This is a genomic window from Nesterenkonia ebinurensis, assembly GCF_008711175.1.
GTDB classification, from domain to species: Bacteria; Actinomycetota; Actinomycetes; order Actinomycetales; family Micrococcaceae; genus Nesterenkonia; species Nesterenkonia ebinurensis.
Genome location: NZ_VWNF01000011.1, coordinates 360,745 through 378,307, shown reverse-complemented (window position 1 = coordinate 378,307; position 17,563 = coordinate 360,745). Strand labels below are relative to the sequence as shown.

The window sequence follows — 17,563 nt, the reverse complement described above, 5'->3', positions numbered from 1 at the left end:
CCTCCACGAACCTCGCGGGAGACAACGGGCCCCGAATCATCCCGGCCCTCACCCGGGAATCGGGCAGCGTGCTAGCAAGTAAGACAGTGCATCACGCGCGTCACGGCAGTGCATCTCACACTCTGCCGACGATGCTGCGTGAACCGTAGAACATCGACCGTAAGGCATACCAACCGTGCGTACGTACACCCCCAAAGAAGGCGACGCCGACCCGCAGTGGCACATCATTGACGCCACTGACGTGGTGCTTGGCCGACTGGCCTCCCACGCAGCCCAGCTGCTGCGCGGCAAGCACAAGCCGACCTTCGCCCCCCACCAGGACATGGGCGACTTTGTCATCATCATCAACGCGGAGAAGGTCGCCGTCACCGGCGATAAGGCCGCCAAGAAGACCTACTACCGCCACTCCGGCTTCCCGGGCGGTATCAAGTCCATCACCTTTGAGCAGATGGTGGAGCGTTACCCCACCCGAGCTGTGGAGCAGGCCGTCAAGGGCATGCTTCCGCACAATAAGCTCGGCGCCGCACAGCTGAAGAAGCTGCGCGTCTACGCAGGCAGCGAGCACCCGCACGCCGCCCAGCAGCCCCAGCCGTTCGAGATCGCCCAGGTTGCCCAGTAGTTCGGGCTGCGACACTCTAGAAGACTTTTAGGAGAACCGTGGCTCAGAATACTGAAGAGCTCATTGAAGAAACCGCCGAGGAGCTGACCAGCTACACCTCGGAGTCCGCACCTGCAGCTGAGGACGCCGCCAACACTACTGAGCGCGCCCCGCTCACCGTTCCCGGTGCTGCCATCGGCCGCCGCAAGCGCGCCCGAGCCCGGGTCCGGATCATCCCCGGCACCGGCCAGTGGACCATCAACGGCCGCAGCCTGGAGGACTACTTCCCGAACAAGCTGCATCAGCAGGAGGTCAACGACCCCTTCACCCTGCTCGGACTGGCCGGCAGCTATGACGTTATTGCCCGCATTGACGGCGGCGGCCCCTCCGGCCAGGCCGGTGCTCTGCGCCTGGGCATCTCCCGGGCGCTGAACGGCATCGACCGCGATCACAACCGCCCGGCGCTGAAGAAGGCAGGCTTCCTGACTCGCGACGCTCGTGCGGTGGAGCGGAAGAAGGCCGGCCTCAAGAAGGCCCGTAAGGCTCCGCAGTACTCCAAGCGTTAAAGGAGGCGCGGCTCTCAATTTCTCGCCTATTGCGCTGCTCGCTAAGGCGTCAACCGAGAGCCAGGCACTCTGCCGCTTCGCAGAGTTACAACTCTGTACCGAAATGCCCTGCCCGGGCCCCTGGGCAGGGCATTTCCTTTTTGGGCCGCTAGACTCACTTCCAATATGACCAGATTGTTCGGAACCGATGGGGTCCGGGGTCAGGCCAACGGCTTGCTCACCGCTGACCTCGCTCTTCGTCTCTCCCAGGCCGCTGCAGTGGTGCTGGGGCATCGTCGTAGTCTTGTTGAGCGTCGGCCTGTAGCGGTGGTGGCTCGTGATCCCCGCGTCTCCGGTGAGTTTCTCTCTGCAGCAGTGGAGGCGGGGTTGGCGTCCTCTGGTGTGGATGTAATGGATGCCGGTGTGCTGCCTACCCCTGCTGCCGCATTCCTGGTGGCGGACTTCGAGGCTGATTTCGGGGTGATGATCTCTGCCTCGCATAACCCGGCCCCGGATAACGGGATCAAGTTCCTTGGGGCGGGCGGACACAAGCTCGATGATGCGGTCGAGGATGAGATCGAGGCTCAGATGGCTGAAGCGCCCCTGCTGCCGGTGGGTGCTGAGGTGGGGCGGGTCAAGAGATTCTCCGATGCTGAGGACCGGTATGTGGTCCACCTGCTGCAGTCCCTGGGCGGGGTCTCTCTGAAGGGTCTGAAGATTGTGCTGGACTGTGCCCATGGGGCGGCCAGTGGGTGTTCGCCAGAGGCTTTCGCTGCGGCCGGGGCGCAGGTGGTGGTGATTGGTGCTGAGCCTGATGGGCTGAACATCAACGAAGGCTACGGGTCCACGCATTTGGGGCCGCTGCAGGAGGCAGTAGTGGCCAATGGCGCTGATTTGGGCATTGCACATGACGGTGATGCTGACCGGTGCCTAGCGGTGGATCACACCGGGGCGGTGGTTGATGGGGACCAGATCATGGGTGTTCTGGCTCTTGCACTGAAGGAGTCCCGGACTCTGGTCGATGACACTTTGGTGGTCACGGTGATGTCCAACCTGGGGCTTAAGCTGGGCATGGCTGCCGCTGGGATCCAGCTGGTGGAGACCGCGGTCGGTGACCGGTATGTGCTTGAGGCGATGCGCACCGGGGGATATTCGTTGGGTGGGGAGCAGTCAGGGCATCTGATCTTCTCCGATTATGCGACCACCGGTGATGGTGTGCTGACTGGTCTGCAGCTGGCGGCTCGGGTCGCCTCCACTGGCAAGAGCCTGCATGTTCTGGCTGCTGAGGCGATGACCCGGCTGCCGCAGGTGCTGATCAACGTCCAGGGGGTGGACAAGGCCAAGGTCAAGACGCACCAGGGTGTTCAGGAGGCGGTGGCCGCCGCAGAAGTCAGGCTGGGCGAGTCCGGCCGGGTGCTGCTGCGTCCCTCAGGTACTGAGCCGGTGGTGCGGGTGATGGTCGAAGCCGCCACCGCCGATCTGGCCCAAGCCGAGTCCCAAACTCTGGCTGAGATCGTCAAGACCGAACTGGCCCTCTGAGTATGCCTTGAGACGCTCCCCGGCCAGGAGCAGAGCAGACAGGCACGGCAGATGCTCAGCTCTCGACTTATCGGCATGGCCTGGGCGGGTTGGGTGCCACTGCTACCGCGAGTGCCGGAGGAGTCTGCGTTGAGTGCACAGGGCGCTATTGAGTTGTCAAGCTGCGTGCCCGTGCCTGCCGCGGCAGGGGCTTGGTCTTCACACCTCCTTCTGTGGGGGCTGGGGAAGCGGTGGGGTCAGTGTTCTGGCTAGGCTGCCCCGCCGGTGGCCCATTCGTGCGGGGTATCGCGGCGGGTCCAGTCTGATGGTGGATCCGGTGTCCGCTGAGCCGGGTTGGCCCTTTCTCGGGCGGCTGGCCCTGGTTCGGGGGAAGCCTGCTCGCGTGGATCGGTACCGGCCCCCAGCTCGGGGAGCAGCTGGTGGCTTTTGAGCTCGTGATGGATATGGCAGAGGACCTGGGTGTTCTCTGCGCTGGTGGCTCCGCCGGTCTTATGGGGTGTTTTGTGGTCGATGTCGGATCGGAAACCGGGTTCGGTGCACCCGTGGACCTGGCAAACACCGTCCCGCAGCAGCACAGCAGTACGGAGGTTCCCGGTGACGAACCAGGCAGAGGACTCAGCCTCCAGGAGGTTCGGATTGCTGATCAGTTGGTTGACCAGCTCCGTGGTCACCCCCTGGGCGGTACTGTTATCCGCTTGGTCAGTGGGGTCAGCCCCTGTGCTGCTGGCGGCCGGCACCGTCCCGGTGAGAGGGTTAGCGGCCCCGAGCTTCACGATCCGCACCGGCTTCTGCTTACCCTCAGGAGTAGTCTTCGTGCCGGTGAGGTAGTAGGTGTTGCCGGCTTCCGGGTTGTTGGCGATGTGACGCGCTTCCTCGGCGGGCAGGATGAACCGCCCATCAGTGCTGACTACAGGGGCATCACAGGCCCCGGTGAGGGTGGCCAGGGGGATGGTGATATTGATACCCGTCCCAGCCCGGGCAGGTGCCCGAAGCTTAGTCTCTGAGCGAGGGCCGCCGTTTCCAGATTCAGCGTTGCAGGTCTGCACCCCGGCGGTCAACCAAGCAGCTAGGGTGTCGGCCATCCGGTTGTAGTAGGTGGCCTCCTGCACCTCACCTTCAGTGTTTTTGGCCTTCCGGGGCGCGGTGGCTGCTGTGGTGTGCAGTTGTTGCTCCAAGGGACCTAGCACCACGCTGGGCAGCAGGGCTTTGAGGGTGGACATCCCGTCGTCGTGATGGATGAAGGAGACATAGCGTTTGGTCTTCGCCCGATCATACCGGCGCTGATGCCCCGCGGTATCCAGCTCGGCGACGGTATCGCGGACCATCCGGGCCAGAGTGTTCGGATTCTCCCCGACAACGGCCTGCGCGAACTTGCCATCGAGGGCACCTGTAAGCTCCCGCTGCACCTCAGGCTTACCCGTGTTGGTCTCGATCAGATCCCCGGCCCCATCAGCGACCTTCTCCACTCTGGCAAGATCCACCCGGCCAGCTTGGTAGGCCTCCCAGACCCCGGGCAGCCATTTCTGGGCTGTTTCAGCGGTGGTGAGTATCCGGCGCACCTGATGCTCAGTGACTCCCAGCATCAGGGCGGCTTCACGGTGCACAGCCCTGACCACTGCTTCCCGGCTGAACGTGTGCTTCGGCTGCTGCTCTGCCGCCCGGCGTTCCCGGTAGTCCAGCAGGAGCTGCACCTTCCGAGCCTCCGCCTGCCGGATGAGCACCTCTTCCTGCCACGCCGCAGTCAACTCCGGTTCCCGGACCAGGTAGGCATAAGCCTCAGGCAGCACCGGAGCGCATCTGCTGGCGCTCCGGGGTGTCAGTGGGGCTGTGGTGGGTTGAGTGCTCATGGATCTATTCTATCGTGGTTTGGGTCACTTTTCTAGGATTTATGGGTATATATCCTCGATTATATATGTGTTTTAACTGCTTTGATTTGTTTTGGTATTTCTTGTGTTCCAGTCTAGAGGCAGGCACGGAGATGCTGAATGTCCGAACGTGCTGAGCCGGCGTCGTCCGTCATCAGGATGAGCATCGCACCCATGAGCACATGGTCCCACCGTGGCCGTGCAGGGTTATCCGGCGCAGTTCCGGACGGACGGCAAAATCGTCAGTCTAGACTGGACAGATGACGTGCTTCTGAGAGTCCCCCTCCGCTAGAGTCTCCTGAGAAAGGAGCGCTTAATGCGCCCGCTGAGTACGAACGAAAGCAGAAGCAATGCAGAGTGGCATCATGGGTCTGGTCGGAGTGGTGATCGGAGGACTGATCATTCTTCTGGCCGAGTGGATGAAGGAGATCCGTTCAGACCGTTATTCACGCAAGGCCGGTCTCCGACTGCTGTGCATGGATCTGCACAAGGTCATTGCAGTGACCGAGCATGTGGCCAATGACGGCACCTGGGGCCCTGAGCGTGACCCGCTGCCCACAGAGGGCTACGAGAACCACTCGGCAACACTGGCCAAAGTACTGCCAGCCAAGCGATGGAAACTCGTGGAAGGGGCTGTGCTCGGTGTCAAGCGCATCGAAGGAATCCGGCTGGAGATTCTGCAGGGGAGCCGTACCGCATCTGCTGGTGAGATCGCCGACATCCGTCGGATACGAAGCTTCATTAAGAAGGCGCTCAAAGAAATCGATGCCGAGCTGACATTCATCGAGAACCCTGACCAGCAGCAGCAGTAGTAGTCTGGGCGCACCATGCGCTTGAGTCATCTTCCCCAGCTCCTCACCACAGGGGAGATTCGTGTGCAACTGGACCGAGAGCGCCTTGCGGAGAGTGACCCGCTCATCACGACTGAGGTCACCAGCGTCGGCGATGCGGCCCGCCGCATCTCGCCCCCCTGGTTCTTCAACGGCACTGAATTCTCCAGCTACGGCGACCCGGGTGCGACATGCCACACCATGGCTCATGTGGTGGAGAACGAACTCTATCCCCTGAAGAGGAATGAAATTCCTGATTACCTCATGGCCCTGCTGGCCTATCGGTTGCCTGAGGGGGCGCTGCTGCTGGACGGGAACCACCGGTTCCACGCGCTGACGGACCTCGCCCCTGAATCACCGGTGGTGATCATCACCATCGAAGGGCCCCTCGACCCAGCCGTACTTCCTGATCTGGGGCGCTGGAGCTGAGACTCACCCGCCCTCGGAGTCCAGGTAGTCAGGGGCCGGGGGCTGGTCCCAGTACTGCTCCAAGGTCAGGTCACGTTCGACGACGTCGCGGGCAGTCTCCCGGCCCACATAGCGCAGGTGCCAGGGCTCGTAGCTGAACCCAGTGATCTCCTCCGCCCCTTGGGGATAACGGATGATGAACCCGAACTCATGGGAATTCTCCGCGACCCACTGGCCCTCTGGGGTGTCCCCGAATGCTTGGTTCAAGGTGGTCTCCGCGGCGTTCGGAGTGTCGATGTCCACCGCCAGCCCGGTCTGATGTTCCGAATGTCCGGGCCGGGCGCTTATCCGGTCCGCAGCCTCATGGCCGTTGGCCGCAACGTGCTGGTCGTAGACCTGCACCTGGTAGTCGTAGGAGCGGTATCCGCTGATCATGCTCAGAGAGTGTCCCTCCTGATCAGCGGCGGCGAACAGTTCTTCCAGAGCCTCAGCGGGCTCAGCCCGCAGCTGCATAGCCTCCTGAGGACCGTGCAGGGCAACCTCCGGGGTCACCAGGTCCGAGGGCGCGTAGTCCAGCGGATCCAGGGGGTTGCGTTTGTTCACCAGCACATGGATCGAATTCGGATCAGCGGAGGCCTCACTCACAGGTCTTTCCTCAGTGTCTTCATCAGGATGGGTCTCTGTGCTGCGGTCTGGTTCAGCCTCGCTGGGCCCCCCGGGATCCTCGGAAGCGAGGGTGCTGTGGCGGGACTGGTCAGGGGCTGAGGGACTGGTAATGGGCCCGTCAGCGTCGCAGGCTACGAGCAGCACGGCAGCGACTAGTGTCACCGAAACTGGACGGAACAGACGCATCGATTCAGATTACCGGATGGCAGAGTCGGGTCAGCCCTGTGCTGAGAACTCCGCCAGTCGCCCGGGGCCTGAACGCTAGCCTGGGAGGGCCATGCTGATCTGACGAGCCGTGGCAGCCACCGCGGTACCGTACTCCTGGAACTTATCAGGCGTTATCCGGCTGGAGGGGCCGGACACAGAGATGGACCCTACAGGTCCCAGCTCCCGGCTGATGAGTGCGGCGCCGATGGCGGTGATCCCTGAGCTGAGGCCGCCGGGGTTGATGGAGTAGCCTCGCGAGCGAATCGCCTTAAGTTCGGCCTGTACCTCTTGGGGGTGGACCATGGTGTCGGGGGTGGACGCTGCCAGCGGATGCTGGAGATAGGCACGGACAAACTCCTCCGAGGAATGCGCCAGAAAGGTGAGTCCTGTGGCGGAGGCGTGCATCGGGATCCGTGAGCCGAGGGCTAAGAAAGCACGAAGCACATGGGGGGTGTCCAGACGTTCGATGACCACCATTCGGAGCTCATCGGGCACTGCAAGATGGATTGTCTCTCCTGTTTCGAGCTGCAGGGCGCTCAGGGGGCCGATGGCCACGTCGCGAATGCGAGAACCGCTGCTTCCGCGGCTGGTGACCGCATAGGCGTGAACTGCGATGGACCATTTTCCGCCGTCACGCTCGGCCCGTTCAATCCATTGGAGTTCTTCCAAGGTGACTAGGACTCGTTGGACTGTTGCCTTCGGCACCTCAACCGCCCTGCTCAGCTCCGAAAGCCCGACCGGCTGAAGCTCTGCGACCGCTTCCAGTACATGTATGGCTGTGGTGACGCTCCGTGTGCTCATGATGTGCTCCTTGCCGTCGCTGTCCCACAACCTAACAGATTCCTCATGCGTCCAGACCAGTTGAGGCCTTGGGCTTGAGAACCTGTAGCGCTAGCGGTTTGAGTAGGGGATAGACGAGAATAGCAACAGCGATCAAGATGATGGTTAGGGAGATTGGTCTGGTGAAGAACACTGTGACGTCGCCACCGGACATCATCAGAGCCCGGCGAAAGCTTGATTCGGCGATGGGGCCGAGGACGAATCCCAGCACGATCGTGCCCACAGGGAAGTTGTACTTCATAAGGATGTAGCCGATGATGCCGAAGAGCAGCATTACCCATACGTCGAAGACAGAGTTTCGCAGGCTGTAGGAACCGATGATGCAGAAGATGACAATTGCCGGTCCGAGCAGTGCGTAGGGAATGTTGAGTACGTTGATGAGCACGCGGATTAGCGGCTTGGCAAAGATGAGGGCGAGGATATTCGCCACGAGTATGGCCGCAAAGATGGTGTAGACGAACGTTGACTGTGTGGTCATAAGATTGGGCCCCGGCTGGAAGCCGTGGAGGATGAAAGCCCCGATCAGAATTGCCGTGGTGGCACTCCCAGGGATGCCCAGTGCGAACAGAGGGACCAGAGAGCCCACAGCCCCGGCATTGTTAGCGCTCTCCGGACCTGCGACACCGCGGGGATCCCCTTTGCCGAACTGAGACTTGTCACGGCTGAACCGTACTGCCTGTGTGTAGCCGAGAATCGCAGCTGTCACTGCTCCAGCGCCGGGGAGGATGCCGATGCCGGTGCCGATTACTCCGGAACGTCCCATAGTCGGTCCGACTGATCTGAGGTTGCGCCTGCTCCAGACCTCAACTTTTCCGTAAGCAGTGTTGAACTTGATCTTGGTGTCCAGACGGGATCGACGAAGAACCTCTGGAATAGCGAAGAGCCCGATCATCACCGGAATGAGCTCCAGACCTGCGCCGAGATCAGCCACATCGAAAGTCATCCGCTGAGTGGCTGTCATCGGATCGTTTCCAATAGTTGCCAGCAGCATGCCGAAACCGACGCCGAAGATTCCCTTGGACACCTGGCCGGAAGACAAGGAAGCGACGATGGACAGCCCCAACAGGGCAATGGCGAAGAACTCAGCGGAGGAGAAGTTCATAGCCAGTGCTGCCAGTGGGGGAGTCAGCAATATCATGGCCAAGGTCGCGATGATGGCGCCGGTGCCGGAGGCAAGTATTCCCACTCCCAGGGCTCGTCCAGCCTGTCCTTTCTGCGCCATTGCATATCCGTCGAGGACAGTCATCGAGGACTCTGGAGTACCGGGGGCCCTAAATAGGATCGCTGTGACCATCCCTCCGTAGACCGAGGCAGCGTAGATCACCGTGAGAAGGATGAATGCCTGCGTCGGTTCGAAGGCGTAGGTGATTGGCAGGAACACCACGACCATCATGGGGCCGCTGACGCCAGGAATGACCCCGCCCAACAAGCCGACCAGCGTCGCCAAGAAGAGGATCAACAGGTTTTCCAGACTCAGCAGAGCTGAAAACCCCTCTGCGACAGACGATAGAAGTTCCATGATTAGTGGCTACTTTCCTTGAACTAGAAGAAGAACGCGCTGATGTCGACGAAGGGCCCACGCCCTCGAGGAAGGGGTACGTTCATCAGCACCCCGAAGATCACTGTGGTAAGGGCTACGTAGGTGATGCTGGCCAGTGTGGCCGAGAGAACTTTTCGGACACCTATGGTCCAGGCAAGCACCCAGGCCATGACCAAGGTGGCGACTACGTAGCCGAGGTAGGGGAGGACCGCAACGTAGCCGGCGATGATAACAATCAGGAGGAGGTGGTTGTGCTTGCGCAGAACCTCCGAATCCAATTCATGAGACTCCTGGGCGGAGCTGAAGGGTTGGCCCCCTGCCTCGGGCGCAGGCTGCTGCCTATGCCTCAGTGCAGAGAGTGAGATGATGAGCCCTGCGATGATCATGATGATCGCTGCGGCTGCGGGCCAGAACCGGGGCGTCTGCAGAGCGGTCGCTGTAGAGGATGGGACACCTGCGAAGACAGCAGCAAACGCCGCTACACCGATCCCCAGCCATACCAGTGGCTCTATCGAGACTCTTCGCCCACTTAAGGTGAGCTTCATATGCGACCTGCCTGTGGTGGGTAGGGAGGAGAGACTCACTACTGGCCCGTCTGCTCTAGCAGCGAGGACACTCGGTGGTAGTGCTCCTCGATGAACTCCTCGTACTCCTGGTGGTTCAGCCACCCCTCGCGAAGGTGGATGAACTGGGCTTCCTCATGTTCCTTGTACGCGTCAGACTCATAGACATCCTGGAGAAGCTCTTCGATTGCGAGCACGGTCTCGTCTTCCGTGTCAGAGTGAACCATGATTCCTCGGGTTCCGCCGGTGGTCACGTCATAACCATGCTCGACAGAGGTCGGGATGTCCTCGAACTCATCGATTCTGTCCTCGTTCATCGCGAGAACTGGAAGCACCTCTCCTGATTCAATCTGGTCCACCCACGCCCCGATCTCCTCAGCAGCCCCATGGACATTTCCGCTGAGTAGGGCGGCCAACAGCTCTCCAGCTCCGTCAAACGGCACGTAGGAGATGTTCAGGCCGCTTTCGGCGGCCAGCTCCATAGTGGCAATGTCCGCCTGGGCTCCAACCCCCACCCCACCGAGACGGATTTCTTCCTCTTCGGCCAGCTCAGCGAGTTCATCCCAGTTCTCGTACCGCTCGGGATCGACCATCACGTGCACGATCTCATCCTGGAAGCGGGCGACCGGTCGCAGAAAGTCGTATCCGGGGTCGCCAAACTCGCCTTGTGCAGCAAGCGCTGCGAGGGAGACATCGATGACCCATGTGTACCCGTCGGAGGCGCGATTATCAGCCTCCCGGATGGCGTTGGAGCCGCCGGCCCCCTCCATATTGACCACTTGGACCCTGACGTTGTTCTGCTCCTCCACGATCGAAGCCACTTGGCGGGCAAAGACATCGGCGCCGCCTCCTGGTCCGAACCCGACCAGAATCTCGATGTCCTGTTCCGGGTATGATTCCGGATCTCCTCCGGTTTCATCGCCGCAGGCGGTCGCAGTAAGCAGGCTGACAATCCCTGCTCCGGCGCAGAGCCGCGCAAGAGAAGACTTCATGATTACTCCTTAGGTCAGACGGGGTGAGCTTTATCATGTCCAAACAGTGGTTCATCTGATGAACCATTGGCTCATTTTAGTAGGACGAATGTAACGTACACCACAGAAATACTGGAATCAATCCCCAATCTCGCGGATAACCGTGCTTGCCTCATCTAAAAGTAGTGATGTAGCTTACTTCTAATATCAATAAATGATCCGTTGGTTCACTAGATGAACCGATTGTTCGGCGTGAATGCGTCGCCAGTATCGCGGTATTCCGTCTCAATCAGCGAAAGGGAAATATGAACTTACCTCTGTCTGCGGTTCGGGTTCTTGACCTCAGCCGTGCGCTCGCGGGGCCCTACTGCACAGCTCTGCTGGCGGACATGGGTGCTGATGTGGTCAAAGTGGAGAGCATCCGAGGCGGTGATACGGCGCGTCAGTGGCCACCGTTCCAACAGGAACACAGTCTCTACTTTGACTCCACAAACCGGAACAAGCGCTCCATTGCACTGGACCTCTACTCCGATGAGGCTAAGGGCCTGCTTCACAAGTTGGTGAAGTCAGCGGACGTTCTAGTCGAGAACTTCCGTCCGGGCACTTTGGCCAAGATGGGTCTGTCCGAAGAGGTTCTGCGAGAGCTCAATCCCGAGATGGTAGTGACATCGATCTCGGGTTTCGGAGAGGTGGGTCCGCTGCGTGATATGGCTGGGTTGGATCAGGTGATTCAGGGCATGAGCGGACTGACATCAGTCACCGGACCGGATCGGGAGCACACCTACCGCACCGGGGTTTCTATCATTGACATCACCACAGGCATGATCAATGCCTTCAACGTAGTGACGGCATTGCTGGGAAAGCACCTCGGTGCCTCGGCCAACAAAATGTCCACCTCACTTCTGGAGACTGGACTGGCTCTTTCGGTCTTCCAAGGGCAGCGTGCTCTGAGTCTTGGCACCGCCCCTGAGCCTCAAGGAAATGATCATCCCACTATTACGCCATACGGGGTGTTTGAGACAGGATCAGTCCCTATCACCCTGGCCGTCGCGAATGATAAAGACTGGGCAACTTTTACCGCGCTGATCGGTTCACCCGAACTTGCGACCGATCAACGATTCCGGAGCGGCCAGTCCAGATCAGAGAACAGAGAGCAGCTCAAGCAGTTGATCGAAGAGCAGCTAGGACGGCGCAATGCGGAGGCCTGGGTGGAGGATATCCGTGGGTTGGGCATTCCCTGCGGCCCGATCTATACCTACAGCGAAGCCTTTGCCACCGATCAAGTCGCCGCCCTACAGATGATCCAAGAGGTGCAGCGAGCGGACGGATCTCAGCTCAGTCTCCTGCGTGGACCGATCAACGTCGACGGCGTTCCAGCGAAGGTCCGGACACCGCCCCCGGAACTGGGAGAACATACTGTCGAGATTCTCAGAGAGATTGGGCTGAGTGATGATGAGATTACAGCGTTGGAGAGCAGGGGCTTGGTTCACGCTCCAGCCGGGAGATTGGTGGGGCAGAAATGAGCACCTTGGGCTCCACACACGTTAGTCACGGGGCGATTCACTGCAGGGTCACTGACGGGGTCGCTCATGTTGTCATCAGCAATCCATCGAAGCGAAATGCGTTGACAAGACACATGTGCCTCGAGCTAAAGGAGCTGATGCATTCGTTAAGCAAAGATCCTTCATCAGATCTCATCGCCCTCAGCGGCGACGGCACTGACTTCTCCGCGGGAGCCTCCATCGATCAGCTGCCTTCTATCCTCTTTGAGCCCACCCCCGACGGCGAGTATGCGGATCATTTCTCAGCGGCTGATGCGGCACTTGCTCAAGTTGCCAAACCTACGGTGGCCCTGGTTCAGGGAGTATGTATGGGAGGAGGTTGGCAGATTGCGTCAGCCTGTGACTTCATCTTCGCGTCTTCGAATGCACGGTTCGCCGTGACACCCGCGAAGATCGGGATCCTCTACCCCCGCTCAGGAGTGGACCGCCTTGTTCAGCAGGTGGGCCCTGCCCGTGCGAAATATATTCTGATGACCGGCAAGACCTTCAGTGCTCACCAGGCTCAGAGCCTCGGGCTGGTTGCTGATGTCATCAGCGAGGATCTGTTTCAGACGGAAGCCGCGGCACTGCTGGAGGTGCTTCTCAAACGCTCCCGCTTTACTCAGATTAAGACGAAAGAATACATAGACGCCTCCTCCGCACAGCAAGCGCACCTGGACCCACTATGGTCGCGCAGCTGGGTTGAGATGATTGAGGGAGAGGACAGCGAGATAGGTATCCGGGCTTTCCGTCAGCGGAAAGACCCTCAATTCACCTGGATTCCTGGGTGACGCCCAAAACCTGCGCGCCACCGGAACTTATCAGCCCGGATCGACGTTGTCTTCGGCGGGCACTCCCACACTTCCCAGCCGCCGGAACAGCTTGAGGGCGGGGCCTGGAGGGTGGAAGCATGTCGGCGATGATGCAGCCAGCGGTGGTTCCCCGCGGCCAGTAGCCGCTACTCCTTGCCCCAGAGGATGTTCTTGGCCTTGCCCAGGACGGTCTTGTCCTTGGCCTCCTCCTCGGCTTCGACCTTGGCCTTCTCCCCTTCGATCTTCCGCTCCGCCTCTACCGCGGCGGCGAAGGAAGCGGGGTTGACCACCTCGGTCTGCACCTTGAGCTGGTCGCGGATCTCCTTCAGGAGGGTGATGTTCTCGTCCTCCTCTTCCTCCGGTTCGCCCAGCATGGCGTTGCGGGCAGCGATGATCTTGTTCATCGGCAGGATCACTACAAAGTAGATGGCAGCTGCGATCAGCAGGAAGTTCACTACCGCAGTCAGCAGCACGCCGAAGCGCATCGGCGGGCCATCGAAGCCGGGCAGGGTCACCGCGAACAGGTAGTCGAAGTCCGGGTCCTGAGCCAGCAGCTGGCCGATCAGCGGCATCAGAACGTTTTCCACCAGGGCGTTGATCACCGCGCCGAATGCGGTGCCCAGCACTACCGCGACAGCCAGGTCAACCACATTGCCCTGCTTGATGAACTCTAAAAATCCCTTGATCATGGCCCAATCTTAGACCGCGAACCCGGCCCAAGTGCGGCGAAAATGCCGCGCTGCAAATTATTGCAGAAACTCATTGAATTCCGCCGGCCACAAAGTTTTCCCCAGCCGCGGTGAGCTTCACCGCGACACGCCGCAGCTTCCACAGTTGGGGAAGCTGAGCTCCGCGGCCCCGAATCCCTGTTTAGATTCGTGAACCACCAGCCGCACGCCGATCACGGGGAGAGCAGCATGATCTGGACCGCTCAGGCCAGCACCATCCCGCAGCAGCTCTATACTGCCGCAGACGCCTACGACGACGCCGCCGGCAGACTCCGCAGAGTGCTCGCCAAAGTGCCCGACTACTTTGCCCAGATCGACGCCGCTGAGCGTGTGCACTGGGACTCCATGGCCAGTCGCACCTTCCGAACAGCCCTGGAGGCCCTTCGGATCCCCGGCGAGTTCCTCACAGCGGAGTCTGCGGCCCTGGCTGCCCAGGCTGAGGCGGTCGCCGCCGATCTGCGCAGCTACGGCGACCAAGCCAGGTACGTGATGTCGTTGATCAGCACTGGAACCCACATGGTGGGGCAGGGCATAGAGCTTGCCCAGCAGCAGACGGCCCAAGCCTTTGTCGGGTACACCCTGGACATCTTCGGCTCTAACGACGCCGTCCGATTCATCCAGTTCGCCCAACAGGGTGGTCTCAGCCAGATGCTGGGTCTGCCCCAGTATGAACGCGGGATCCCCATCGGCACACCAGGCTCCCCGGCGGCGCCCACCCACTGAAGAACGGAGAACAGAACTCATGCCCCTGCAGCACACTCTCTGGGACACTATGCCCCCGATCCCAGGCCCGCACGGCACTATCGGGGAGACTGCCGAGCACTACGTGGATAAGGGGCCGCGCACTCCCGAGTTTCGGATCAGCACCTGGGGCGGGCCCACCAGGATCAACCTGATATGGGACTCTCTCTATGAGGCCTCGGTGCATATCCAGGCCGCCGGGGCCACATTCACTGAGCTGCGCCGGGAGGTCATCTCCGTCTATGAGGCTTTCTCCGGCAGCGGCTACTTCCACCTGCACACCGATGTTCCGGCTTGGCACGCCCGCCTGGGTCTGTTGGTGGGCGGTACGGCGGCGGCCGAACAGGCCCTGCTGCACAACCAGACCGGACTGGACAAAGTCCATGAGAACTACCGGGAGGCAGAACAGCTGGTCCAGCGTTGGATCCACGCTGGCATCCGGGTCCTGGAAGTCGGCCTAGCTCTGGAACATGCTGTGCACCGGGAGGGAGATAAGAGCTTGGTCTACGACTGGTTCGCCACCACGCTGGTCTCTGGTGGCGGAGTCACTTTCGATGTGCTGCTCAAGAGGTTCCCCCACGTGGCGGTCATCCTGGCCACGGTCAAAGCCCTGGAAAACAATGCCGGGCTGACCCCCGCGCTGATGGGGCGCAACCGGCAGATCACCGACAGGCAAGCCACCCGCACCTTTGAGCACCAGGCCGATGGCACCCTGCACCACTACCTGGAGCAGATGGACCGGGTGGCCGACCACGGCGATATCGCCATCTCAGTGATCCACCGCCCCAATATGGACCCCGCCTATGCAGTGCACTTCCCCGGGGTCGATATCGACGGGTTGGACATGGAGCACGGGCGCAGCCCGATGAGCCTGGTGGACGGGCTGCACAATGACTCCGAGCATATGGCCGGGGCGCTGGAGCAGGCGCTCGATGAGCTCGGCGTCCCCCACGGTGCTGAGATTCACATGACCGGCTTCAGCCTCGGTGGGCTGCACGCCAGCAATATGGCCAGGAGCTCCGGCTTCGCCGATCGGTATAACCTGCGCACAGTCACCACTATCGGAAGTCCGCTGAAGCACCAGTCCACCCAGGAAGGAATCAAAGTCACGCATTTCGAGGATGTGCGGGACCCGGTTCCGCACATCACCGGGGAGCGGCCACAGCTTTCCAGCGAACGGATGATCATCCAGTACAACCACGCCAGTGCGGAAAGCTCAGTGGAGTCTGTCGCTGGCTCATCCCACACCTGGGAGCACAATGTGGATGCCATCCGGATGATGGAAGAGGGGGAGGACCAGCTCCTGGACTACAGCCAGCAGCAGCACCTGGATGAGTTCCGTGCCCAGCTGTACTTCGAAGGTGAAATAGAGACCTACGTCTTCGACACTCACTGGGAAAAGATGACGAGTCCTGAGCATGTGCTGCCCTGGGAGGCAGAGAGCTACGACGACGTCGCCTACTTCGAGGACGCGCTGAAAGACTCGGTGCGCGAGCTCAGCCGCTGGCCCAAGGATTCAGGTCCCACCCCGGACGGCACAAGCTCACCGGGCAGTGTCCCTTGGGACATCAAGGACCGGAACCTTACCGTGCCCGATCTTCAGGAGTGACGACAAACCGGTTGAGCAGGGCCGAGACAATCGAGACCACGATCGCCCCCAGGATGGCAGACCAGAAGAAACTGTCCACCACCAGGTTCGCCGGGGTCCAGGAGGTCAGCCAGCCGGTAAGACTGAGCATCAGGGCATTGATCACGATCGCGAACAGGCCCAGGGTCAGGCAGGTGATGGGCAGCGAGAGGAAGGAGACGATCGGCTTGATCACCACATTGACGATGCCGAAGACCGCCCCTACGAAGATATAGGCTAGGACGACGGCGCCGGGGTCGTCGCTCCAGCCCTCCATCCGGATGCCGGGTACCAGGAACGCTGCCACACCCAGGGCGAGCGCGTTGAGCAGAATGGCCAGTAGGATTCTCACAGGAATCATCTTCTCACGCCTACCTGGAGAAGCGAGGAGCTCACCGTGAGCATCACAGAACCGGTCACTGCGACCATCGTCCCCCGCCCGGCCGTGGCGGCACTGCCCAGCTACGCAGCAGGCAAGCCGCCCAAGCCAGCCGAGGGGCTGACCCCCTATAAGCTCTCTTCCAACGAGAACCCGCTGGGGCCCGTGCCCGCGGCAGCTCGAGCCGCCGCCGAAGCCCAGGGACTGCACCGGTATCCGAACCCTTTCGGCGAGGCCCTGCGTGCCGAACTGGCCGCCCACTTTGAGGTGCGCTATGACGACGTCGTCACTGGCACCGGAAGTCTGGGAGCACTCACCCAGATCATCACCACTTTCGCCGGCACGGGGGAGGACGGCGCTGCCGATGAGGTCATCTACGCCTGGCGGTCCTTCGAGGCCTACCCCATTGTGGTGGGCACTGCCGGCGCCAAAGATGTGCCCGTCCCGGTCACACCTCAGGGCCGTCACAACCTGGAGGCCATGCTGGCTGCGATCACCGAGCGGACTCGGGTGATCCTACTCTGCACCCCCAACAACCCCACCGGACCTGCCCTGACCCACACCGAGGTCACCGAGTTCCTCACCAAAGTGCCCAGCGACGTCGTGGTAGTAGTGGACGAGGCGTACCTGGAGTTCGTCCGCAGCCCTGATCCGGTGGACGGCCTGGCTCTGTACCGACAATTTCCCAATGTGGCGGTGCTGCGCACCTTCTCCAAGGCCCACGGGCTGGCTGGGTTGCGGGTGGGTTACTCCATAGCCCAGCAGTCCATCACCGAGCACCTGCGCAAGGCGGCAGTACCCTTCGGCGTCAATGCGGTGGCCGAGGCGGCCGCCGTCGCCTCCCTTCGGCACATTGATGAGGTCTACGCCCGAGTTGAGAAACTTGTAGGAGAGCGCCAAAAAGTCACCGAAGCCCTGGCTGATGCAGGATGGCAGATCCCGGAGACCCAGGCGAACTTCGTCTGGCTGCCATTGGGCGCCAAATCCCTTGACTTTGCGCAGGCCGCAGGGGTACAGGCGCTCGCCGTACGGCCTTTTGCCGGCGAGGGTGTGCGGGTCAGCATCGGTGAGCCGGAGGCCAATGACCGTTTCATCGCATTGTGCAGAACCTACAGCGGCCTCCCAGGGGTCGCCTGACACAATGACCCTATGGGAGACACCGA

At 61.1% G+C, this 17,563-nt stretch carries 18 protein-coding genes; 10 read left to right on the top strand and 8 right to left on the bottom strand.

Annotated features, from left to right (window positions below; translation table 11 throughout):
- Nucleotides 1–175 precede the first annotated feature (175 nt).
- The 3 genes from rplM to glmM all read left to right on the top strand — a co-directional run bounded on the left by rplM (nucleotide 176) and on the right by glmM (nucleotide 2,682).
- Complete coding sequence (gene rplM / locus F0311_RS05590; RefSeq protein ID WP_150460946.1) at nucleotides 176–619, top strand: 50S ribosomal protein L13; 444 nt, start codon at nucleotides 176–178, stop codon at nucleotides 617–619.
- Nucleotides 620–657: 38 nt separating this feature from the next.
- Nucleotides 658–1,164, top strand: a complete 507-nt coding sequence (gene rpsI / locus F0311_RS05585; protein WP_150460945.1) for a 30S ribosomal protein S9 — start codon at nucleotides 658–660, stop codon at nucleotides 1,162–1,164.
- Between the two features lie 165 nt (nucleotides 1,165–1,329).
- Complete coding sequence (gene glmM, locus F0311_RS05580; protein WP_150460944.1) at nucleotides 1,330–2,682, top strand: phosphoglucosamine mutase; 1,353 nt, start codon at nucleotides 1,330–1,332, stop codon at nucleotides 2,680–2,682.
- Nucleotides 2,683–2,930: 248 nt separating this feature from the next.
- On the opposite strand, the gene F0311_RS05575 is transcribed toward glmM, so the two are convergent.
- On the bottom strand, nucleotides 2,931–4,529 hold the full coding sequence (locus tag F0311_RS05575; RefSeq protein ID WP_150460943.1) for an HNH endonuclease: 1,599 nt from the start codon (nucleotides 4,527–4,529) through the stop codon (nucleotides 2,931–2,933).
- Nucleotides 4,530–4,912: 383 nt separating this feature from the next.
- Here F0311_RS05575 and F0311_RS05570 point away from each other — a divergent pair, with 383 nt between their 5' ends.
- Together F0311_RS05570 and F0311_RS05565 are read left to right on the top strand one after the other, a co-directional pair.
- Entirely contained in the window at nucleotides 4,913–5,359 is a 447-nt protein-coding gene (locus F0311_RS05570; protein ID WP_150460942.1) for a hypothetical protein, read from the top strand.
- Nucleotides 5,360–5,374: 15 nt separating this feature from the next.
- A complete protein-coding gene (locus F0311_RS05565) occupies nucleotides 5,375–5,806 on the top strand; it encodes a hypothetical protein (protein WP_150460941.1) in 432 nt (143 codons plus the stop codon).
- Nucleotides 5,807–5,809: 3 nt separating this feature from the next.
- Here the strand turns inward: F0311_RS05565 and F0311_RS05560 are convergent, their stop codons facing one another.
- From F0311_RS05560 to F0311_RS05540, 5 genes are all read right to left on the bottom strand, one after another.
- Nucleotides 5,810–6,637 (bottom strand): M15 family metallopeptidase, encoded by an 828-nt coding sequence (locus F0311_RS05560; protein WP_150460940.1) that lies wholly within the window; start codon nucleotides 6,635–6,637, stop codon nucleotides 5,810–5,812.
- A 75-nt stretch (nucleotides 6,638–6,712) separates the two neighbouring features.
- The gene (locus F0311_RS05555; protein WP_150460939.1) at nucleotides 6,713–7,459 is read right to left on the bottom strand and encodes an IclR family transcriptional regulator; all 747 of its coding nucleotides are present in this window, start codon (nucleotides 7,457–7,459) and stop codon (nucleotides 6,713–6,715) included.
- A 43-nt stretch (nucleotides 7,460–7,502) separates the two neighbouring features.
- On the bottom strand, nucleotides 7,503–9,017 hold the full coding sequence (locus F0311_RS05550; RefSeq protein ID WP_150460938.1) for a tripartite tricarboxylate transporter permease: 1,515 nt from the start codon (nucleotides 9,015–9,017) through the stop codon (nucleotides 7,503–7,505).
- 23 nt (nucleotides 9,018–9,040) lie between these two features.
- Entirely contained in the window at nucleotides 9,041–9,583 is a 543-nt protein-coding gene (locus F0311_RS05545; RefSeq protein WP_150460937.1) for a tripartite tricarboxylate transporter TctB family protein, read from the bottom strand.
- 38 nt (nucleotides 9,584–9,621) lie between these two features.
- Nucleotides 9,622–10,593 (bottom strand): Bug family tripartite tricarboxylate transporter substrate binding protein, encoded by a 972-nt coding sequence (locus F0311_RS05540; protein ID WP_150460936.1) that lies wholly within the window; start codon nucleotides 10,591–10,593, stop codon nucleotides 9,622–9,624.
- 284 nt (nucleotides 10,594–10,877) lie between these two features.
- On the opposite strand from F0311_RS05540, the gene F0311_RS05535 reads away from it, so the two are divergent.
- Both F0311_RS05535 and F0311_RS05530 read left to right on the top strand, forming a co-directional pair.
- The gene (locus F0311_RS05535) at nucleotides 10,878–12,095 is read left to right on the top strand and encodes a CaiB/BaiF CoA transferase family protein (protein WP_150460935.1); all 1,218 of its coding nucleotides are present in this window, start codon (nucleotides 10,878–10,880) and stop codon (nucleotides 12,093–12,095) included.
- Nucleotides 12,092–12,904: an enoyl-CoA hydratase/isomerase family protein gene (locus F0311_RS05530; protein WP_150460934.1), complete on the top strand. Its 813-nt coding sequence runs from the start codon at nucleotides 12,092–12,094 to the stop codon at nucleotides 12,902–12,904. The genes F0311_RS05535 and F0311_RS05530 overlap by 4 nt, the downstream gene beginning before the upstream one ends.
- 167 nt (nucleotides 12,905–13,071) lie before the next feature.
- Here the strand turns inward: F0311_RS05530 and mscL are convergent, their stop codons facing one another.
- Nucleotides 13,072–13,614: a large conductance mechanosensitive channel protein MscL gene (gene mscL / locus F0311_RS05525; RefSeq protein WP_150460933.1), complete on the bottom strand. Its 543-nt coding sequence runs from the start codon at nucleotides 13,612–13,614 to the stop codon at nucleotides 13,072–13,074.
- A 228-nt stretch (nucleotides 13,615–13,842) separates the two neighbouring features.
- Here mscL and F0311_RS05520 point away from each other — a divergent pair, with 228 nt between their 5' ends.
- Together F0311_RS05520 and F0311_RS05515 are read left to right on the top strand one after the other, a co-directional pair.
- Entirely contained in the window at nucleotides 13,843–14,376 is a 534-nt protein-coding gene (locus tag F0311_RS05520) for a hypothetical protein (RefSeq protein ID WP_150460932.1), read from the top strand.
- A 19-nt stretch (nucleotides 14,377–14,395) separates the two neighbouring features.
- Nucleotides 14,396–16,003 carry an alpha/beta family hydrolase gene (locus F0311_RS05515; protein ID WP_150460931.1) on the top strand — a complete coding sequence of 536 codons (1,608 nt, stop codon included), beginning with the start codon at nucleotides 14,396–14,398 and terminating at the stop codon, nucleotides 16,001–16,003.
- Here the strand turns inward: F0311_RS05515 and F0311_RS05510 are convergent.
- Entirely contained in the window at nucleotides 15,978–16,382 is a 405-nt protein-coding gene (locus F0311_RS05510) for a phage holin family protein (RefSeq protein ID WP_223881157.1), read from the bottom strand. The two genes, F0311_RS05515 and F0311_RS05510, sit on opposite strands and share 26 nt — an antisense overlap.
- 36 nt (nucleotides 16,383–16,418) lie before the next feature.
- Between F0311_RS05510 and F0311_RS05505 the strand changes: the two genes are divergently transcribed.
- Nucleotides 16,419–17,537, top strand: a complete 1,119-nt coding sequence (locus tag F0311_RS05505; protein WP_150460930.1) for a histidinol-phosphate transaminase — start codon at nucleotides 16,419–16,421, stop codon at nucleotides 17,535–17,537.
- The last annotated feature ends 26 nt before the right edge of the window (nucleotides 17,538–17,563 follow it).

Excerpts from the sequence above, each read along its gene's own strand:
- F0311_RS05575 (WP_150460943.1), bottom strand. The coding sequence starts at position 4,529 with ATGAGCACTCAACCCACCACAGCCCCACTGACACCCCGGAGCGCCAGC.
- F0311_RS05570 (WP_150460942.1), top strand. The coding sequence starts at position 4,913 with ATGGGTCTGGTCGGAGTGGTGATCGGAGGACTGATCATTCTTCTGGCC.
- glmM (WP_150460944.1), top strand. The coding sequence starts at position 1,330 with ATGACCAGATTGTTCGGAACCGATGGGGTCCGGGGTCAGGCCAACGGC.
- F0311_RS05560 (WP_150460940.1), bottom strand. The coding sequence starts at position 6,637 with ATGCGTCTGTTCCGTCCAGTTTCGGTGACACTAGTCGCTGCCGTGCTG.
- F0311_RS05510 (WP_223881157.1), bottom strand. The coding sequence starts at position 16,382 with ATGATTCCTGTGAGAATCCTACTGGCCATTCTGCTCAACGCGCTCGCC.
- F0311_RS05515 (WP_150460931.1), top strand. The coding sequence starts at position 14,396 with ATGCCCCTGCAGCACACTCTCTGGGACACTATGCCCCCGATCCCAGGC.
- F0311_RS05565 (WP_150460941.1), top strand. The coding sequence starts at position 5,375 with ATGCGCTTGAGTCATCTTCCCCAGCTCCTCACCACAGGGGAGATTCGT.
- F0311_RS05555 (WP_150460939.1), bottom strand. The coding sequence starts at position 7,459 with ATGAGCACACGGAGCGTCACCACAGCCATACATGTACTGGAAGCGGTC.
- F0311_RS05520 (WP_150460932.1), top strand. The coding sequence starts at position 13,843 with ATGATCTGGACCGCTCAGGCCAGCACCATCCCGCAGCAGCTCTATACT.
- F0311_RS05545 (WP_150460937.1), bottom strand. The coding sequence starts at position 9,583 with ATGAAGCTCACCTTAAGTGGGCGAAGAGTCTCGATAGAGCCACTGGTA.
- F0311_RS05535 (WP_150460935.1), top strand. The coding sequence starts at position 10,878 with ATGAACTTACCTCTGTCTGCGGTTCGGGTTCTTGACCTCAGCCGTGCG.
- mscL (WP_150460933.1), bottom strand. The coding sequence starts at position 13,614 with ATGATCAAGGGATTTTTAGAGTTCATCAAGCAGGGCAATGTGGTTGAC.
- F0311_RS05550 (WP_150460938.1), bottom strand. The coding sequence starts at position 9,017 with ATGGAACTTCTATCGTCTGTCGCAGAGGGGTTTTCAGCTCTGCTGAGT.
- F0311_RS05540 (WP_150460936.1), bottom strand. The coding sequence starts at position 10,593 with ATGAAGTCTTCTCTTGCGCGGCTCTGCGCCGGAGCAGGGATTGTCAGC.
- F0311_RS05530 (WP_150460934.1), top strand. The coding sequence starts at position 12,092 with ATGAGCACCTTGGGCTCCACACACGTTAGTCACGGGGCGATTCACTGC.